The sequence below is a fragment of the Microbacterium sp. LWH11-1.2 genome, assembly GCF_038397745.1.
In the GTDB taxonomy this organism is placed as follows: domain Bacteria; phylum Actinomycetota; class Actinomycetes; order Actinomycetales; family Microbacteriaceae; genus Microbacterium.
Map to the genome: position 1 here is coordinate 1,060,592 of NZ_CP151636.1, position 18,825 is coordinate 1,079,416.

Below are 18,825 nucleotides of genomic sequence, written 5' to 3' on the forward strand. Positions count from 1 at the left end.
ACGCATTCAGGCACAGGCTATGAAGAGCACGCAGAGGGACACATCCGTAGAAACACCGGGTTCCTCGATTGAATCGAGAAAACGCCCCGATCACGCACGGGTGCGGCTACTCTCGTCCTGTCTGGGGTGAGGGGGATGCATGTTCATCGGGCGAGACGCCGAGCTCGCGCTGCTGCGCGCCCACCTGGATGCCGGATCGACCGCAGTCCCGCCGGTCGTGGTGGTCGAGGGCTCGATCGGCATCGGCAAGACCGCCCTGGTGAACGAGTTCCTGCGCTCGGGTCTCCGCGCTCGCGTCCTCTTCGCGCGGCCGGACGAAGTGGCGACGAACATCCCGCTCGCCGGCATCCGTCCGATCATCGAGGATCTCCTCGATGACGACCTCCCCGTTCTACTCGAGGAGAGCGCGCCGCGCGTGCTGCGACGCCGCATCCGAGAAGCCGTGGTGACCGAGCCCAGCATCGTCGTCGTCGATGATGCGCACTGGCTCGACGAGGAAGCCCTCGACGTCGTCGAGAGCCTGATCGCCGCGCCTGGGATGTCGGCACTCGCCGTGCTGCTGTGCTTCCGCAGCGGCACCGTCCCCGATTCGCTGCTCCACGCGGTCGAGCGCGGGGGCGCCGCCCTGCAGCGGATCCGGCTCCGACCCCTCGACTCCGCGGATGCCGCGACGCTTCTCGACGGGCACGGTGTCGCCGACGATGCGTTGATCGACCTCGCCGGAGGGAATCCCCTGTTCCTCCGCCTCCTGGCCGAGTCCCAGGTCGCCGGAGTGGACCTCGTGGATGCCGACGCCACGACGCCTCTGGAGATCGGCGACGCGCTGCGCGGTGAGCTGAGCGCGCTCGACCCGTCTTCGCTCGCGCTTCTGCACGCCCTGGCTCTCACGCCCGCGATCGCTCCCGCCACCGTGAGCGAGGTCGCGGGAACGGATGCCGCGGCCCTCGCCGTCGCCACCGAGCACCTTGCACGTCGGGGTCTCATCGATGCGGACGAGCTGCGGATCGTGCACCCGTTCATCCGTGCCGCCGCGTACCGGCATATGCGGCCTGCTCGCCGCCGCCGCGCCCATCGCATCGCGGCGCAGCACTCCGCCGACATCCTCGAGCGGGCGTCGCACCTGCAGCACGTCGGATCGCACCTCACCTCCGAGGAGATCGAGACGATCATCCGCGCGGCCGAGATCGTCTCGGCGACCTCTCCGCAGAGCAGCATCGCCCTGCTCACGCGTACCCGCAGGATCCCGCACCGTGAGAGGGATCTCCTGCTCGCCCGCACCCTCCTGCTCGACGGCCGTCCGGTCGACGCGCAGGAACTGCTGCGCGACGTGCATGCGGTCGGAGCACCGCGTGGGGAGGGGCTCGCACTGCTGCTGCAGTCGCTCCGCATCCAGAGCCGGCCCGACGAGGCTTTCGAGCTGGTCCGCGAAGCGGGTGCCGCGCGCCTCGAACCCGACGTGATCGTGGAGCTCGCGACCCTCGCGGTCATGCACGACGGCGACGCCGAGCTCGATTCGCGCAGCTGGCTGGAGGATGACGACGCCCGCCCCGGCCACGCGATGGCCCTGGCCGGCCTGCGCGCGCTCTCGCATCTGCGAGTCGGGGATCTGGAGCGCGGACGTGCCGCCTATCTCGTCGCGAAGGCGGGGTTCGAGTCGCTCACCGCGTCGGAGCTGCTGCCGGTGATCGACGTCGTCACCGCGATGGGGTGGTGCGCGCACTTCCTCGCCGACTTCGACGACGGCACGCGCCTGGTGGAACGCGCCATCCGCCTCGCCGAGTCGCGCGGACGGTTCCATGTGCTGCCGCACCTCTACCTGATTCTCTCTTTCCTCTGCATCCCCCTCGATCGGTGCGAGGAGGCCGAAGAGCTCAGCGCGCTCGCGATCACCGCGGCGGAGAAGTACAACTGGCCCGACGCGATCCCACTGGCGCTCACGGCGAGCATCGTCGCCGCCCCCGGCAGGGTCGACGCGGACGAGTTCGCCGCGCGGTACCGACGCCTCGTCGACGCGGGTCTCCCGCAGATCGGATGGTGGCGGCGCATCGTCCGCCTCTTCGTCGCTCGCGCATCGATCGCGCTCGGGCTGCCCGCCGACCTCGCCGATCTCTCGATCGAACGCAACGACATCTTCGCCTCGCAGAAGCACATCGGCCTCGGTGAGATGGCTTTGGCTGCGGGTGATCTGCCGCAGGCTCTGGCGCATGCGGAAGCCGCGATCGCGTGGGGCGAGCAGGCGGAGCACACGTCCCAGGCCGGGCACGGCACGATGTTCCGCGCCAGGGTGGAGCTCGCCGAAGGACGCGTCGACGACGCGCTCGACGACGCGCGTCGTGCGATCGGACTCTTCGAGCAGTCGGGTTCGGTGCTCTACCGTCGGTTCGCGGAGGCGACCGTCGCGCAGTTGGAGTCGGTCGCCGCCGAGGCAGGACCGCTCGACGTGCTCACCCGCCGCGAGCTCGATGTGGCGGAGCTCGTGGCCGAGGGGCACAGCAACCGCGCGATCGCCGAGCGCCTCTACCTCAGCCCGCGCACCGTCGAGAGCCACGTCGCGCGGATCCTGCAGAAGACGGGACTCCGCTCCCGGGCCGGCATCGCCCGACACCTGGACACCGCGCTGCGGCAGCCCCGCCGGTCGTAGCGACGAGGATCCCGCCATCCGTCAAGCCTCTGTGCGGGCCTGGTGTCGGGGCGCAGACTGCTCGACATGACGGAGCACACACCCGACGGGCATCACATCGTCGTCGACGGTCGTCGCTGGCGTGCGACCGATCCGTCCATCCCCGACACCTTCCGTCAAGAGCTCGTGGACGAGCTGATGGCGGCCCGCCGCGCGGTGAAGGCCGACGAGCCGGACGCACGACGGCGGGTGCACGACGCGAAGACAGCCCTCGGCGAGCGCGGGGAACCCTGGTGGGAGGAGCAGACGGATGCCGCGTTCGAGGAGCGCGCCGCAGCCACCGTGCGCGCCCTCGTCCGCAAGCGCAGCGCATCGTCGATCTGTCCGAGCGACGTGGCGCGCGCGATCGGCGGCTCGTCCTGGCGCACACGCATGGACGATGTGCGACGCGTCGCCGCCGAGCTGGCGGACCGCGACGAGATCGTCGTGACGCAGAAGGGCGAGGCAGTTCGGATGGACGAGGCCCGCGGTCCGGTGCGGATCATTCGCGGCCCTGCGCTCTGAGGCGAGTTGTTAACAGAGTTGTTAACACCTGTGGATGAAGGAATGGTCGGACGCCCATCACACGAGTGGAAGCGCTCGAACGGGTGGAAAGCCGGATGACGGTGTGGGAGACGCGACACCTGGATCAGCAAGCATCTTCCACCGACAGGAAGGCCCTGCGAGCGCTTTCAACCTCTGAACGTCGAGAGGATTTCTCGAACCGCGTTGGGCCAACGCACCTCACTTCTGACCTCACGCCTCTTGAAGATCGTGGTTTCGGAGCCCGGATTTCTCCTCGGAACGCCTGCACTGATCGGTACGCTCGGACCATGCCCTCCGACCTAGACCCGGACGATATCGCACTGATTCGTACTCGTTTGGGGAGCCGATTTTACGAGCTTCATGGCGTGATGCTCGACGTCGATGCTCATCCGGTGTTCTTGTTCCAGGACGACCGTCCCCGCCTGGTTGAGGCGCGCACGCGGGCGATCGAGTTGCTTGGCAAATGGGTAGCGTCGGAGCCGACGACAACCGGTGAGATCTACGGGCGACTCCCGGACCTCGTTCAACATCGTTCGGTGTCCGACTCTCTCCTTGAAGCCGCTATGTGGATGGACTTCGATGATCCCCTGATTGATCTCTTCGGCTACCCCGCAACCGATTCGCGCGTGTTCGTCGCAGCTCCTCACTTGGTTCCACTCCTCGACGAGAGCGGCCTGATCACCGTGGCGGGACTCGATGCACGTCCATGGGGCCTGCACACCAGCAAGTACGCGTTCCAGTACCACCAGCTCATGAGGAGGGGCTTCGGCTCCAGCATTCACTACGGCCTCATCGGAACGATCCTTCGGCTGTCTGAAGAACATGCCTTGACCGCACGGTTTGCCCTCGATGAACGCCGCATCCAGTTCAAGGACGAGTACCGCGAGATCCACGAGGCTGACTACTGGTACGGCCCCTCACTCGCGGATGCTGACCTCGACGACCTCACGGTCGTCGGTGAGACTTTTCACGGCGACCCCGAAGGCGGCCTGTCCCTGCTCAGTCCCTACTCGGGGCTTTCAGTTCGATGGACCGTCGACGGCGATCTCAAGACCGTTGAGATCGAAGAGTTCATGCCAGCACCGGAGCCTGAAGCTGAGTGGGTGTTCGCCCGGTACCTCCACGCCATCCGCGACACCACCAAGCACGCCTTCATCCACTGCGACGGAGCCGTGAAAGCGTTCGCCGCAGCAAACTACCCCCGAGCCCAACAGAACTTCAAGAGCCGCGGCAAAGGCGACCGCTACAGAAAGCTGTTCCGAATCGACGGAGAGTTCCCGATCACAGCATGGTCCGAAGTCGCAAGCTCGTGGTTCCGGGGGAACCATCTCATAAACGAATACCTCGGAGGCTCCGACGAGGGACCCAGCGGACGGCACCCCTGATACCGGCGCTGATCGTGCGGACCGGGTCGCTATGAAGTCAGCGGACGTGCGTTGCCACATCTGCGATGACAGGTCGCGTGCAATGCGACCACTGGCTCAGCGAACGAAGTACTTCTGAACCTGTTTGACAGTCAGATCTGGGGCCGCGAGTGGAGTCCCGAGCCGCAAGGCCTCAAGATGCGCGCTGGTCTGTCTCCCGTAGATGAAGGGGAAAGCGGCGAGTGCAACCTTGCCGACTTGCACGGCGATGAGATCAAGCAGGCGCCATGTCTGCAACTGCGTCAAAAAGACGCCGTGCGTCATATAGGGCGCGTGGTCGACCAGGCCAAGTGGTTGCTCCTCGGCCGTCTCGGGGCCGTCCAGCCCGAGCTGCTCGACATGTGAAGCAAACTCCGCCCGGCCGGTTTCTGTACGGAGTCCGTCGCGAAGGTGAGCGAGCTTGTTTCGAATCCAAAGCACACTTTCTATGTCGTCGGAAGCCACGTCTACGCCGACATAGTGGGTGTAGAAGCTCTTGTACTCGGGCCAGCGCCAAGAGTCCTCTGTATCGAGTGTTGACAGGCGATGCCCTGCGCGGCCTAGCACCTGATTCGCCAGCGTCTCCAGGAAGATTTCGTACAACGCAACCGCATCCTTCACCACGGCCGACGAGAGCTGCCAGAAATAGTCAGTCGGCCAGAGGCCGATCCGGTCTTCATAAATCTCGGCGACCAGCCCGCCGTCATGTGCCTCCGGGTCGAAGATCTCATTGGCGCGAACTTCAGCGGCATCCCACTGATCGCTTAGCCACGCATCCATTCCTCGGTTGGTGGTCAGCAGGAACGCCCGGACCTTTTGCTCCTCCATCTGCCAGAAGGCGTACTCTGCGGAGACCGAGTGTGAATCAAGATACGTGACCATCGAACCCATCTTCCCGTACTGCTAAATCGCTGGCCCCCACTCGCATTGCTGGTTGCCGCGGCTTCACACTTCGGCGTCGCAGGACAGCTCTGACTGGATCTCGCGGATCGTCACAGCGAACACTCCTGACGTCAAGAGCCCTGTGCACATCGGACCAGACGAGTTCTCCCCGAGCAAGGGCATTCTCGACAATGCAGGACGAACGGCGGGCGTCACGCGGTCGATCTGCCAGCGCACTTGATCGCGACGCTCAGTTTCTTGATCGGCCGCCGCGAGCGAAGCTACCTTCGCCGCATATGCGGCAGTCCCGAGAGCATGGGCTCCTATGTGGGCGACGCCCGAAGCTTGGCCGGCGGCGCGAGCGGCCGCGACACCGCTTGAGCGGCACGGCCTGCCGATTCTCCGTATGATCTCCCCAGCCGTGTCGAGTTCACCACGGCCATTGCGCGAACGCGCTCGATACTGCCAGCGTCTTTACAAGAGCACCGACACCCAAGGGAAGCGGCTCGCGAACCAGACCTTTACGACCGGCATCGACATCAACGAAGAGACGGAAAGCAACCCTCCGGCGTGTAACCCTTCGCCGCGACAACAAGCGAAAACATCCATCTCAGGGGTTCGACTACGTCTGAAAGTGTGGAGCCTAGGAGATTCGAACTCCTGACATCCTGCTTGCAAAGCAGGCGCTCTACCAACTGAGCTAAGGCCCCGTGAGGGTGTTTCTTGAATTGAAAGGGTGGGGCTACCAGGACTTGAACCTGGGACCTCTTCATTATCAGTGAAGCGCTCTAACCGCCTGAGCTATAGCCCCGTCAACCTCCAAGACTTTACCGGAGAAAGACGGAAAATCCGAATCGAGCGCGGGGCCGCCCTGGAGAGGCCCCGCGCTCGAGCTCGGTCAGTTCCCGGGGCGGATGGTCACGCTCCCGGCCGACAGGGTGACATCGATCATCCGGCGGTCGCTGCCGGACTGGTCGACCTTCACGTCGAGCGAGCCGGCACTGACGTCCTGCGTGATGGCGTACCCGACATCGGGCACCGTCAGATCCAGCGAGCCGGCGCTCACGTCGATGGTCGTCTGCGAGGGCGGGGTGCCGGTGAGCTCCACATCGAGCGATCCCGCCGAGACGCCGAGAACGGCCCGCTGCACACCGTCGAGTGTGACGTCCGCTCGACCCGCGCTCATGTCGACGTCGATGCCCGTGGCCTCGCCCTCGACATCGATCGAGCCCGCGTTCACGTCGATCCCCAGGTCTCCGAATGCGCCCTTGACGTCGAGGCTGCCGGAGTTCACCGTGAAGTCGCCGTCCAGCTGCTCGCCCCGCAGCTCCTCCGGAAGCGTCACCACGGCGATCTCCTCGTCGCCGAACCAGGTGCCGAACCACCATCCCCACCGGGACTCCGGACTGCGCACGACGAGCTCATCACCCTCGCGCTCGAAGGTCCACGCCGGCCCGCGTCCGTTCGTGATCGACAGCTCGGCCTCGTCGACGTCGCCGAACTCGATCCGAGTGCTGCTCGCGTTGACGTCGAGGTCGACGGAGTCGATCCCCTCCACGTCGACGGTCTGCACCGAATCCGGTCGACTCGCGTTGCTCAGGTCGCCCGTCGCGGCGAACGCCGCCGTGCCGCCTGCACCGAGGAGGGCGAATCCGCCGACGACGGCCGTGACGGTCAGGATCGCCGTGCTTCCGGGCGACCGACCCGACTCGGGTGTCGCCGACGGCATCTCGATCGGCGCCGCGGCCTGGGGCGCGGAGGCCTGCGGGGGAGTGAGTGGGGTGTGCCCGCCCGTGAGGTCGTTCTGTTCGTTCGTCATCGTGCCGCTCCTGTCGGGCCGGTCGGCGGGGTCGGCCCGCCGGTGTTCTCGATGTGGGCGAGGGCGGCGAGCACGCGACGGTTTCCCGATTCGCCCTGCTCGAAGCCCAGCTTCTGGAAGATGGAGGTGATGTGCTTCTCGACGCTCGCCTCCGAGAGGAAGAGCAGCCCGGCGATCGCCTGGTTCGACTTGCCCTCCGCGATCAGCGCGAGCACGGTGCGCTCGCGCTCGGTGAGGCGCAGCATCCGATCGTCGCGGTTCCGCCGCGTGAGCAGCTGGGCCACGACCTCGGGGTCGAGCACCGTCGCCCCCTCGGAGATCCGCTGCACCGAGGCGAGGAACTCCGCGACATCGGCGACCCGATCCTTGAGCAGGTAGCCGAGCGGCCCGCCCTGCGCCGCGATCAGATCGGATGCGTACCGCTCCTCGACGTACTGCGACAGCACGAGGATCGCGAGCGACGGATGCGTGGACCGCAGGCCGAGCGCCGCGCGGATGCCCTCGTCGGTGAACGTCGGGGGAAGCCGCACATCGAGGATGCAGAGCTCCGGGTCGGTCGACTCCACCGCGTCGGCCAGGCCGACGGTGTCGGGGAGTGCGGCGACCACCTCGTGGCCGGCGTCTTCGAGGAGACGGACCAGCCCCTCGCGCAGCAGGACGGAGTCCTCGCAGATCAGGATGCGCATGGCACGTTCACCTCCAGCGACGTCGGTCCGCCGAGCGGGCTGTCGAGACGGAAGGTACCGCCGGCTGCGAGGATGCGGTTCGCGATGCCGTCGAGTCCGCCGCCGGGCTGCACCTGCGCGCCGCCCATTCCGTTGTCCTCGACGCGGGCCCAGAGGGTGTTCCCCTCGCGCAGTCGCACGATGACCCGCGACTCGCTGGCGCGAGAGTGCTTGGCCGCGTTGGTGAGCGACTCGGCGATCGCGAAGTACACGGCCGCCTCCGCTTCGCGGCTGCATCGCCCGTCCATGCGGACGTCGAGGTGCACGGGGATGTGCGACCGGCCGGCGAGGGCGGAGAGCGCCGCGTCGAGGCCGCGGTCGTCGAGCACGGAGGCATGGATGCCGCGAGCCAGCTGCCGCAGCTCGGTGATGGCCGCCTTCGTGGAGGTGTGCGCCTCCGCGATGAGCTCCTTCGCGGCATCGGGATCGTTGTCGATCTTCTGCTGCGCGAGGCCGAGCGTCATGCCGACCGACACCAGCCGAGGCTGGACGCCGTCGTGCAGATCGCGTTCGATGCGGGTGCGCTCGACATCCGCCGCTCGCACAGCGCCTTCACGCTGTGCGGTCGTGGTGCGGACGCGCTCGGTGAGCTCGGCCTCACGGCTGCGGATCACGATTGCGAGCGACAGCGTGCGGTGCAGGAGTGCGAGGCAGAAGATGCCGAAGGCGGATGCCGCGATGCCGAGGATCCCGACCAGCGGCGCCCACTCGACGCCGATGCCGGTTCCGCCGAACGGGCCCATGACGGACTCGGCGTCGGTGAGCGGGGCGAACGAGATGAAGATCGACCAGATGAGGGCCCAGAAGAGCCGGAGCACGATGAAGCCGAGGATCGCGGTGATCGCGAAGTTCGCGACAGCTCGCCACATCCGTCCGTCGATGGCCTGACGTCCGAGGGACCGCAGCCAGCCGCCGAAGCCGGGGCGCTCGCGAGGGCGCAGGCGGAGCGGCGCGATCGGGATGCCGTAGAGCGCCCCGACGCGGGCGACCTCGAACCAGCCGACACCGAACAGCGCGTAGACCAGACCGACGAGCAGGACGATGCCGACGCCGAAGGCGAAGAGAAGACCCAGACCGGTTCCGAGGAGCCCGCCGAGCATGGTGAAGATGATGCCGCCGAGGACGCCGACCCCTGCGAGATGCAGGACGGTGAGGAAGATGCGCAGCGGCGGTTTCGCGGCCGCGGCCTGCGGCGGAGGCGCAGTGTGTGTCGTCATGGTTCCAAGGTACGGGCGGGGTCATCGCTGCGACACCGAGGCATCCGGACTCCTGTCTTCGGGTTTTCCGTAGCCGCCGGTCGGGCTGTCCGCCGGGAGATGCATCTGCTTCACTGAGGCCATGACCGTTCATCAGGGGGAACCGCACGCGGCGAAGATGGGACAGCGCCTGAACTGGCTCCGCGCCGGCGTGCTCGGAGCGAACGACGGCATCGTCTCGGTCGCAGCACTGGTCGTCGGTGTGGCCGGCGCGACGACCGACAACGCGGCTCTGCTGACGGCGGGGCTCGCCGGACTCGTCGGCGGCGCGGTGTCCATGGCTCTGGGCGAGTACGTCTCGGTGAGCAGCCAGCGCGACAGCGAACGCGCACTCATCGCGAAGGAGCGCGAGGAGCTCCGCACGATGCCGCGCGAGGAGCTGGCCGAACTCACGGCGCTCTACCGTGATCGCGGGCTCTCCGAAGCGACCGCGCAGAAGGTCGCCGAGGAGCTCACCGCCCACGATGCGCTGTCGGCGCATCTCGAGGTCGAGCTCGGGATCGATCAGGACGACCTCGTCAACCCCTGGCATGCGGCCCTGTCGTCAGCCGTCGCCTTCACTCTGGGCGCGCTGCTGCCGCTGCTCGCCATCCTGCTGCCGCCTCCCGAGTGGCGCATCCCGGTGACGTTCGCCGCCGTGCTCCTCGCCCTCGCGGCGACGGGCGCGGTCGGAGCCGTGATCGGCGGTTCCGCACCGGTGCGGGCATCCGTCCGTCTGGTCGTCGGCGGCGCGCTCGCCCTGCTCGCGACCTGGCTGATCGGCACGCTGCTCGGCACGACCGGCATCGTCTAGGAACACGAAAGGGGCGGATGCCGTGGCATCCGCCCCTTTCGACTCTGGCTCCCTGAGCCTGTCGAAGGGCCCAGGGTTCGGTAGGTCAGTTCGACATGAAGCCGACGAGCAGTCCGCCCGTCACCTTCACGGCGAGGTTGTAGATTCCTGCGATCACGGCGCCGAGCACGGTGAACACGATCAGGTTGAGGATCGCGACGACGGCGGCGAACGCCATCACCTGCGGGAGGCCCACGATCTCGGAGAGCGGAACGGCTCCATCGGTGAAGCTGCGCACGAACTCATCGGCCGTGGCCATGATGCCCGTCGCCTGCAGCACCAGGAAGATCAGGAAGAACGACACCATCGTGACGACCGCGAGGGCGACCGCTCCGAGGAACGAGAGCTTCACGGCCGACCAGAAGTCGACGTAGACCAGACGCAGGCGGACCTGCTTGCCGCCGGTCTTGCGTGTGGACTTCTTCGCCAGCTTGTCGGCTACTGTGCTCATTCGTCCGTGCTTTCCTCAGGTGTCGGTGTCGTCTCGGGGGCCGCGGTCTCGGAGTCCGCCTCCGCCTCGTCATCTGCGAGGCCTCGCTCGCCGTTTCGGGCGATGGCGAGGATGCGGTCGGCTTCCGTCGTCCGTGCGAACACCACTCCCATGGTGTCTCGGCCCTTGGCGGGCACCTCGGCCACGGCAGAGCGTACCACCTTGCCGCTGGACAGAACCACCAAGACCTCGTCGTCCTCCGAGACGATCAGACCACCCGCGAGGGTGCCCCGATCGTCGTTCAACTTGGCGACCTTGATGCCCGTTCCGCCGCGTCCCTGCACGCGATACTCCTCGACGGCGGTGCGCTTGGCGTAGCCGCCGTCGGTCACGACGAACACGAACTTGCCGGGTGCGGCGAACGATGCCGAGAGCAGGCTGTCGTCATCGAGCTTGAACTTCATGCCCCGCACACCCGCGGTCGCACGCCCCATCGGACGCAGCGCCTCGTCGGTCGCCTCGAACCGCACCGACATGCCGCGGCGGCTGATCAGGAGGATGTCGTCCGAGGCGTCGACCAGCAGAGCGCTGACCAGCTCATCCTCCTCGTTCAGGCGGATGGCGATCACACCGCCCTGGCGGTTGGTGTCGTATGCGTCGAGACGCGTCTTCTTGACGAGGCCCTCTCGGGTCGCGAGCACCAGGTACTCGGCGACCGCGTAGTCGCGGATGTCGAGGACCTGAGCGATGCTCTCGTCGGGCTGGAGCGCGAGGAGGTTCGCGACGTGCGTGCCCTTCGCGTCGCGGCCGGCCTCGGGAACCTCGTAGGTCTTCGCGCGATAGACGCGGCCCTTGTCGGTGAAGAAGAGCAGCCAGTGGTGCGTCGTCGTCACGAAGAAGTGCTCGACGATGTCGTCGGCCCGGAGCTGCGCGCCCTTGATGCCCTTGCCGCCGCGGTGCTGCGAGCGGTAGTTGTCGCTGCGCGTGCGCTTGATGTAGCCCTCGCGCGTGACGGTGACGACCATCTCCTCTTCGGCGATGAGGTCTTCCATCGAGACGTCGCCGTCGAAACCGTGCAGGATGTGCGTGCGGCGCTCGTCGCCGAAGCGGTCGACGATGCCCGTGAGCTCTTCGCGGATGATGGTGCGCTGCCGGCCCTCGTCGGCGAGGATCGCCTTGTAGTCGGTGATCAGCGCTTCGAGCTCTTCCGCCTGCTCGATGATCTTCTGACGCTCGAGCGCGGCGAGGCGGCGGAGCTGCATCTGCAGGATCGCGTCGGCCTGGATGTCGTCGATGTCGAGGAGCTTCTGGAGTCCCTCGTTCGCCTCCTGCGTCGTCTGCGACCGGCGGATGAGCGCGATGACCTCGTCGAGCGCGTCGAGTGCCTTCAGGTACGCGCGCAGGATGTGCATGCGCTTCTCGGCCTCGATGAGGCGGTACTGCGTGCGGCGGACGATCACCTCGATCTGGTGAGTGATCCAGTACGAGACGAAGCCGTCGATCGCGAGCGTGCGCGGGACGCCGTCGACGATCGCCAGCATGTTGGCGCCGAAGTTCTCCTGCAGCTGCGTGTGCTTGTAGAGGTTGTTCAGCACGACCTTCGCGACCGCGTCGCGCTTGAGCACGACGACGAGACGCTGACCGGTGCGGTCGGACGACTCGTCGCGGATGTCGGCGATGCCGGTGATCTTGCCGTCACGAGCGAGGTCGCCGATCTTCACCGCGACGTTGTCGGGGTTGACCTGGTACGGCAGCTCGGTGATCACGAGGCACGTGCGGCCCTGGATCTCCTCGACGTTGACGACGGCGCGCATCGTGATCGAGCCGCGTCCCGTGCGGTACGCCTCGTGGATGCCCTTGGTGCCGAGGATCTGCGCGCCGGTCGGGAAGTCCGGACCGGGGATGCGCTGGATCAGGCCGTCGAGCAGCTCCTCGCGGCTGATACCCGCGTTGTCGAGCGCCCAGAGCGCGGCATCCGCCACCTCGCGCAGGTTGTGCGGGGGGATGTTCGTCGCCATGCCGACCGCGATGCCGACGGAGCCGTTGACGAGCAGGTTGGGGAACCGGGCCGGGAGGACCGTCGGCTCCTGCGTCTGACCGTCGTAGTTGTCCTGGAAGTCGACCGTGTCTTCCTCGATGTCGCGCACCATCTCGAGCGCGAGCGGAGCCATCTTGGTCTCGGTGTATCGGGGGGCGGCCGCCCCCATGTTGCCGGGGGAGCCGAAGTTTCCCTGACCGAGCGCGAGCGGGTAGCGCAGCGCCCACGGCTGCACCAGACGCACGAGCGCGTCGTAGATCGCCGTGTCACCGTGCGGGTGGTACTGCCCCATGACCTCGCCGACCACGCGGGCGCACTTCGAGAAGGACTTGTCGGGACGGAAACCGCCGTCGTACATGCCGTAGATCACGCGGCGGTGCACGGGCTTCAGGCCGTCGCGCACATCCGGGAGGGCACGACCGACGATGACGGCCATCGCGTAGTCGAGATAGCTGCGCTGCATCTCGGACTGCAGGTCGACCTGGTCGATCTTGCCGTGATCGTGCGCCGGCTCGGGGCGTTCTTCGTCAGTCATGTCTTTTCGATTCCGGTCGTTCAGTTCTGGGTCGCTGAGCTTGTCGAAGCGTCTGGGTGCCCTTCGACAAGCTCAGGGACCCAGGGTTCGCTAGATGTCGAGGAAGCGGACGTCCTTGGCGTTGCGCTGGATGAAGCTGCGTCGGGATTCGACGTCCTCACCCATCAGCACGCTGAAGATCTCGTCGGCGGCCGCGGCATCCTCGATGGTCACCTGGCGGAGCGTCCGCGTGGTGTGATCCATCGTGGTCTCCCACAGCTCCTTGGCGTTCATCTCGCCGAGACCCTTGTAGCGCTGGATGCCGGCGTCCTTCGGGATGCGCTTGCCGTTGTCGAGGCCGTGCTTGAGCAGGGCGTCGCGCTCGGCGTCGCTGAACACATACTCGTGCGCCGAGTTCGACCACTTCAGGCGGTACAGCGGAGGCATCGCGAGGTAGACGAAGCCCGCCTCGATGAGTCCGCGCATGTAGCGGAACAGCAGCGTGAGCAGCAGCGTCGTGATGTGCTGACCGTCGACGTCGGCATCCGCCATCAGGACGATCTTGTGATAGCGGGCCTTCTCGATGTCGAAGTCCTCGCCGATACCCGTGCCGAAGGCCTGGATCATCGCCTGGACCTCGCGGTTGCCGAGCGCCTTGTCGAGACGCGCACGCTCCACGTTGAGGATCTTGCCGCGCAGCGCCAGGATCGCCTGCGTGTGCGGGTCGCGACCCTGCACCGCCGAACCGCCGGCCGAGTCGCCCTCCACGAGGAAGATCTCGCTGATCGACGGGTCCTTGCTCGTGCAGTCCTTGAGCTTGTCGGGCATCGCCGCCGACTCGAACACGCTCTTGCGACGAGCGGTCTCGCGCGCCTTGCGGGCAGCGAGTCGCGCGGTCGCGGCGTCGATGGCCTTGCGGATCACGTTCTTGGCCTGGCTCGGGTTGCGGTCGAGCCAATCGCCGAGCTGATCGCCGACGACCTTCTGCACGAACGCCTTCGCCTCGGTGTTGCCGAGCTTGGTCTTCGTCTGGCCCTCGAACTGCGGCTCACCGAGCTTGATGGAGATGACCGCGGTCAGCCCCTCGCGCACGTCGTCGCCGGAGAGGTTGTCGTCCTTCTCCTTGAGCAGGTTGTTCGCACGGGCGTACTTGTTGACCAGGGTGGTCAGCGCCGCACGGAAACCCTCCTCGTGCGTGCCGCCCTCGTGCGTGTTGATCGTGTTCGCATAGGTGAAGACGTTCTCGGTGTACGAGGTCGTCCACTGCATCGCGACCTCGAGGGAGATCTTGCGCTCCGCGTCTTCCGACTCGAAGGCGATGATCTCGTCGTTCACGACCTCGGCGTGACGCACCTTGTTCAGGTACTCGACGTAGTCGACCAGACCGCGCTCGTAGAGGAAGACGTCGCCGCGCTGCTGCTCGACGCTCGTGCCGTCCTCTTCGATGACCTCGGTGTGTCCGGCGCGCTCATCGTGCAGCTCGATGCGCAGCCCCTTGTTCAGGAACGCCATCTGCTGGAAGCGCGTGCGCAGGGTCTCGTAGTCGAACTCGACGCCCTCGGTGAAGATGGCGGGGTCGGGCCAGAACGTGATGTCGGTTCCGGTCTCATCGGTCTCGGCGCCGCGCTCCAGGGCCTGCTGCGGGTGACCGCCGTCGGCGAAGCTGTGGTGCCAGGTGTATCCCTGGCGCTTGATGTCGATCTCGAACCGCGTCGAGAGCGCGTTGACGACCGACGAGCCGACACCGTGCAGACCGCCGGAGACCGCGTATCCGCCGCCCCCGAACTTTCCGCCGGCGTGCAGGATCGTCAGGACGACCTCGACCGTCGACTTGTTCGGGTCAGAGGAGTGCGGGTCGACCGGGATGCCGCGGCCGTTGTCGACCACGCGCACTCCGCCGTCTTCCAGAAGGGAGACGATGATCGCGTCGCAGTAGCCGGCGAGGGCCTCATCGACGGAGTTGTCGACGATCTCGTAGACGAGGTGGTGCAGACCGCGCGGACCCGTGGAGCCGATGTACATGCCGGGGCGCTTGCGGACGGCCTCGAGTCCTTCGAGGATCTGGATCTCGTCGGCCCCGTATTCGCCGGGCTGCTTCGAGGTGGGTGAGATCGGCGAGTGTCCGTTCACGGAGCCGTTCTCGGGGGTCCCTCCGTTGGTCGATTCCGTCTCGTCTGCGGGGGATTCAGGCGTCATCAGAGGGCATTCTCCACATCGATATCACGAACTCCCATTCTAGCGGGATTTCGTCACGATATGCGGCTCAGAGGCCGCGTGTGGCCCTCTGAGCGTTTCAGACCCCTCGCATGGTGCCCTACCCGTAGGTATCGCGTGGGCCCCGTCCTGGAACGGCTCTGGGACCCCATTTCCAGGAGGGAACGTCCGGTCCGATGAAGCGGAGGTTCTCCACACCGGCATCCGGATAGCGCCGACCGATCTCGGTGAGGATGGTCGCGCGCATGAACTGGAGGTTCTTCGCCCAGGCCGTCGAATCGCACTTCACGGTCAGCAGTCCGCGCTCCAGGGAGACCGGTTCGGAGTGCTTCGCCGTGTCGGCACCGGCGAGATCGGCCCACTGGCGCACCAGGTCCTCGCGTGCCAGGGTCGTCTGCCATCCGGAGTCCCGACTCAGCCGATCGAGCACGGCACCCAGGGATCCGGGATCCCGGCCGGGGGTGAACGGCGCGTTCTCGTCGTCGACGATCCGGCGCTTGCGTTTCCACGAGGTGGAACTCGGCTTGAGTCCTCGCAGACGCAGATAGGTGGCCACCGTCTCGGGAACCTCGGCGGCCGCAGGAGTGGACGCGGCGTCAGTCATCTTCGCCCGTCTCCTCTGCGCTGGGTCCCTCGGTCTGTCCAGGGGTTCGTTCATCGCTGATCGTGCCGGCGCTGATCCGCACCACATGGGCGTGCAGCACCGCGGGGATATCCTCCTCCACCGCCGCCGTGACCACCACCTGCTCGTACGCCGCGGTCAGTGACGCGAGTCGCTGACGACGGTCGGCATCGAGCTCGGCGAACACGTCGTCCAGGATGAGCACCGGGTCACCGGCGGGGGATTCGCTCCGCAGCAGTTCCGCCGACGCGAGGCGCAGCGCCAGAGCCACCGACCACGACTCGCCGTGCGAGGCGTAGCCCTTCACCGGCAGATCCCGCACCCGCAGCACGAGGTCGTCGCGATGCGGACCGGTGAGCGTGAGGCCCCGGTCGAGTTCATTGGAGCGCTTGGCGGCGAGAGAGGCGCGGAACATCTCGGCGATCAGACGTGTCTCGCCGACCTTGTCATACGGCGCCGGCCCATCGGCATCCGTCGGCTCGGCGACGTCTTCCTCAGGGTCGCCGCCGCTCACCGACAGGGCCCACTCGAGTTGAGGACGATGGTCTTCGCCGGCGATCGCCGCGTAGGCATCGGCCACCGGCTGCTGAAGATCGGCGGCGAGACGCTGACGAGCGGTGATGATCTCGGAGCCCAGCGCGACGAGCTTGTCATCCCACACATCGAGGGTGCTGAGACCCTCCCCGCGGATGCCGCGCGCACGCGCCGACTTCAGCAGGGCGTTACGCTGCTTCAGCACCCGGTCATAGTCGCCCAGCACCGCCGCCATCCGCGGTGTGCGCTGGATGAGGAGCTGATCGGCGAAACGTCGACGTGCGGACGGGTCGCCGCGCACGATCTGCAGATCCTCCGGAGCGAACAGGACGACGTGCGCATACCGCGGCAGCTCGTTCGCCTTCGACGGGGAGCCGTTGATGCGCGCCTTGTTGGATCCCTGACGATTCAGCTGCACCTCGACGAGGACCTTGCGCTCTCCGTGCGACAGCCGCGCGCGGATGATTGCGTACTCCTGGCCGTCGCGCACCATCGGCGCATCCGACGACACCCGGTGCGAACCCAGGGTCGCGAGGAAGACGACGGCCTCGGCCAGATTCGTCTTGCCCTGGCCGTTGCGGCCGACGAGAACGTTCGGGCCGCTGTGAAGAGCGAGTTCAGCGGTCGCGTAGTTGCGGAAATCGACCAAGCTCAGGTGTTCCACAATCACGAGGGTCAGCCTACCTTCGGGGTCCGACAGTCTTGGGGTGAGCAGGGTGGCGTCGAGGCGGACGCGGGGACGCTCCCTTCGTTCGCAGAGCGGGTTCCCTCCCGCTGCGCGGGCCCCTCCCGATGCTCACTCCGGGAGCATCCCCACGTCCTCAGGTTTCGCGTATCGCGAGGTTTCGCGTATCGCGTGGGAGATGCGAGGGATACGGGGGTGGCAGCGCCTCGCTTCGCTCTCCGACTGCGTGCGATATCCGCGGTTGCCTGGTCGTTGAGCGAGCGGAGCGAGACGAAACGTGCCCCCTTGCTGGGTCCCTGAGCTTGTCGAAGGGAGCCGAGACGGCGACGGGTAGGTCAGCGAAGGAGGAGGTTGGGCTGCAGCAGGTATTTGAACGAGTCGAGACCGGCCTGATCCACCGAGGTCTGGCTCGTGATGAGGACCGGACTCAGCTTGTTGGCGTTGTCGCTCGACGTGAAGGTCACGCGGACGAACTCGCTCTTCACAGCGCCGAGCGCCTCGATCAGGTACTGCGGGTTCAGACCGAGGGTGACCTCGTCGCCACCCGAGAGGATCGCGTCAACCGACTCGGACGCACGCGCGTGCTCGCTGCCCGAGGCATCCATCGTGACGCTGTCGCTCGTGAACGTGAACCGCAGCGGAGCGGCACGGTCGAGAACCAGCGACACACGACGCACGGCCTCGACGAGATCTGCCGTGTTGACCACCGCGTAGTGATCGGTCTGCTCGGGGAAGAGACGACGGACCGGCGGGAAGTTGCCTTTGATCAGCAGCGAGGTGACGGTCTTGTTCCCCGCGGTGAAGGCGATGATCTCACGCTCACCGGCACCCGAGAAGGCGATCTGGATCGTGCCGGCGTGGCCGAAAGTCTTCCCGACCTCGACGAGGGTGCGCGCGGGGACGAGCGCGGTGGCCTCGACCTCTTCGCCGTCCCACGGCACGTCGCGGATCGAGACCCGGTAACGGTCGGTCGCGACGAGGCTGAGGCTCTGGCCGGAGACGGCGAGCTGCACACCGGTCAGCACGGGGGTGACGTCGTCGCGCGACGCGGCGAAGCCGACCTGCGCGATCGCCGTGCCGAAGTCGTCGGCGGGAACCACACCGGAGGATCCCGAGACCTCGGGGATCGACGGATATTCCTCGACGGGCATGGCGGCGAGGGTGAATCGGGCGGAGCCGCAGGTGACGGTGATCCCACCGTCGTCTTCGACGGCGATCTCGATCGGAGCGTTCGGCAGACGGCTGGCGATGTCGGAGAGCAGGCGGCCGTGGACGAGGATCGTGCCGGGCGTCTCGACCGTGGCCTCGATGGTGGTGCGAGCGGATGCCTCGTAGTCGAAAGCCGAGAGGGTGAGGCCTGAGCCGTCTGCCTCGATCAGCACACCGGCGAGGATCGGCTGCGGGTTCCGCTGCGGGAGGAGCTTGACGACGAACGACACTGCCTCGCTGAAGACATCGCGGTTGACCTGAAACCTCACGGGTGCTCCCTTGTCGTCGATCTGTGACATGTCGTCGTCAGTCCTGCCGGTGCAGGGCTTCCCATGCTAGCCCCACACTCCCGCGTATCCCTACGCTCGGAGGTTTTGTGATCCGCTCGGCGCTCGTCCCCATCGTCTGGTGATCGGATCGCCGCTTCAAAGGGTTAACTCCTTAACGGTGTTAACCG

General features: G+C 66.7%; 15 protein-coding genes and 2 tRNA genes. 4 read left to right on the forward strand and 13 right to left on the reverse strand.

Going from position 1 to position 18,825, the window contains the following annotated elements; genetic code table 11:
• Nucleotides 1–139 precede the first annotated feature (139 nt).
• From MRBLWH11_RS04970 to MRBLWH11_RS04980, 3 genes are all read left to right on the forward strand, one after another.
• Nucleotides 140–2,641: a LuxR family transcriptional regulator gene (locus tag MRBLWH11_RS04970; RefSeq protein ID WP_341946960.1), complete on the forward strand. Its 2,502-nt coding sequence runs from the start codon at nt 140–142 to the stop codon at nt 2,639–2,641.
• 66 nt (nt 2,642–2,707) lie between these two features.
• Nucleotides 2,708–3,184, forward strand: a complete 477-nt coding sequence (locus MRBLWH11_RS04975) for a DUF3253 domain-containing protein (RefSeq protein ID WP_341946961.1) — start codon at nt 2,708–2,710, stop codon at nt 3,182–3,184.
• Between the two features lie 386 nt (nt 3,185–3,570).
• Nucleotides 3,571–4,590, forward strand: coding sequence for a hypothetical protein (locus tag MRBLWH11_RS04980; protein ID WP_341946962.1), 1,020 nt, complete (start codon nt 3,571–3,573; stop codon nt 4,588–4,590).
• A gap of 96 nt (nt 4,591–4,686) precedes the next feature.
• Here the strand turns inward: MRBLWH11_RS04980 and MRBLWH11_RS04985 are convergent, their stop codons facing one another.
• From MRBLWH11_RS04985 to MRBLWH11_RS05015, 7 genes are all read right to left on the reverse strand, one after another.
• Complete coding sequence (locus tag MRBLWH11_RS04985; protein ID WP_341946963.1) at nt 4,687–5,490, reverse strand: hypothetical protein; 804 nt, start codon at nt 5,488–5,490, stop codon at nt 4,687–4,689.
• Between the two features lie 63 nt (nt 5,491–5,553).
• Complete coding sequence (locus tag MRBLWH11_RS04990) at nt 5,554–5,901, reverse strand: putative immunity protein (RefSeq protein ID WP_341947799.1); 348 nt, start codon at nt 5,899–5,901, stop codon at nt 5,554–5,556.
• Between the two features lie 226 nt (nt 5,902–6,127).
• A tRNA-Ala gene (locus MRBLWH11_RS04995) sits at nt 6,128–6,200 on the reverse strand.
• Between the two features lie 27 nt (nt 6,201–6,227).
• Nucleotides 6,228–6,301: transfer RNA gene (locus MRBLWH11_RS05000), tRNA-Ile, on the reverse strand.
• 87 nt (nt 6,302–6,388) lie between these two features.
• Nucleotides 6,389–7,309: a DUF4097 family beta strand repeat-containing protein gene (locus MRBLWH11_RS05005; RefSeq protein ID WP_165807958.1), complete on the reverse strand. Its 921-nt coding sequence runs from the start codon at nt 7,307–7,309 to the stop codon at nt 6,389–6,391.
• Entirely contained in the window at nt 7,306–7,995 is a 690-nt protein-coding gene (locus MRBLWH11_RS05010; RefSeq protein WP_341946964.1) for a response regulator transcription factor, read from the reverse strand. The genes MRBLWH11_RS05005 and MRBLWH11_RS05010 overlap by 4 nt, the downstream gene beginning before the upstream one ends.
• A complete protein-coding gene (locus tag MRBLWH11_RS05015; protein ID WP_116633335.1) occupies nt 7,983–9,251 on the reverse strand; it encodes a histidine kinase in 1,269 nt (422 codons plus the stop codon). The genes MRBLWH11_RS05010 and MRBLWH11_RS05015 overlap by 13 nt, the downstream gene beginning before the upstream one ends.
• 121 nt (nt 9,252–9,372) lie before the next feature.
• On the opposite strand from MRBLWH11_RS05015, the gene MRBLWH11_RS05020 reads away from it, so the two are divergent.
• Complete coding sequence (locus MRBLWH11_RS05020) at nt 9,373–10,083, forward strand: VIT family protein (RefSeq protein WP_341946965.1); 711 nt, start codon at nt 9,373–9,375, stop codon at nt 10,081–10,083.
• A gap of 85 nt (nt 10,084–10,168) precedes the next feature.
• Here MRBLWH11_RS05020 and MRBLWH11_RS05025 read toward each other — a convergent pair whose 3' ends face one another.
• The 6 genes from MRBLWH11_RS05025 to dnaN form a co-directional block, all read right to left on the reverse strand.
• A complete protein-coding gene (locus MRBLWH11_RS05025) occupies nt 10,169–10,573 on the reverse strand; it encodes a DUF3566 domain-containing protein (RefSeq protein WP_116633337.1) in 405 nt (134 codons plus the stop codon).
• Nucleotides 10,570–13,125: a DNA gyrase subunit A gene (gene gyrA, locus MRBLWH11_RS05030; protein ID WP_116633338.1), complete on the reverse strand. Its 2,556-nt coding sequence runs from the start codon at nt 13,123–13,125 to the stop codon at nt 10,570–10,572. Before gyrA ends, MRBLWH11_RS05025 begins: the two co-directional genes overlap by 4 nt.
• 90 nt (nt 13,126–13,215) lie before the next feature.
• Entirely contained in the window at nt 13,216–15,300 is a 2,085-nt protein-coding gene (gene gyrB, locus MRBLWH11_RS05035) for a DNA topoisomerase (ATP-hydrolyzing) subunit B (protein WP_243408736.1), read from the reverse strand.
• Between the two features lie 118 nt (nt 15,301–15,418).
• A complete protein-coding gene (locus MRBLWH11_RS05040) occupies nt 15,419–15,922 on the reverse strand; it encodes a DciA family protein (RefSeq protein ID WP_341946966.1) in 504 nt (167 codons plus the stop codon).
• The gene (recF, locus tag MRBLWH11_RS05045) at nt 15,915–17,144 is read right to left on the reverse strand and encodes a DNA replication/repair protein RecF (protein ID WP_341946967.1); all 1,230 of its coding nucleotides are present in this window, start codon (nt 17,142–17,144) and stop codon (nt 15,915–15,917) included. Before recF ends, MRBLWH11_RS05040 begins: the two co-directional genes overlap by 8 nt.
• A gap of 350 nt (nt 17,145–17,494) precedes the next feature.
• Nucleotides 17,495–18,637 carry a DNA polymerase III subunit beta gene (dnaN, locus tag MRBLWH11_RS05050; protein WP_116633973.1) on the reverse strand — a complete coding sequence of 381 codons (1,143 nt, stop codon included), beginning with the start codon at nt 18,635–18,637 and terminating at the stop codon, nt 17,495–17,497.
• Nucleotides 18,638–18,825: the final 188 nt, after the last annotated feature.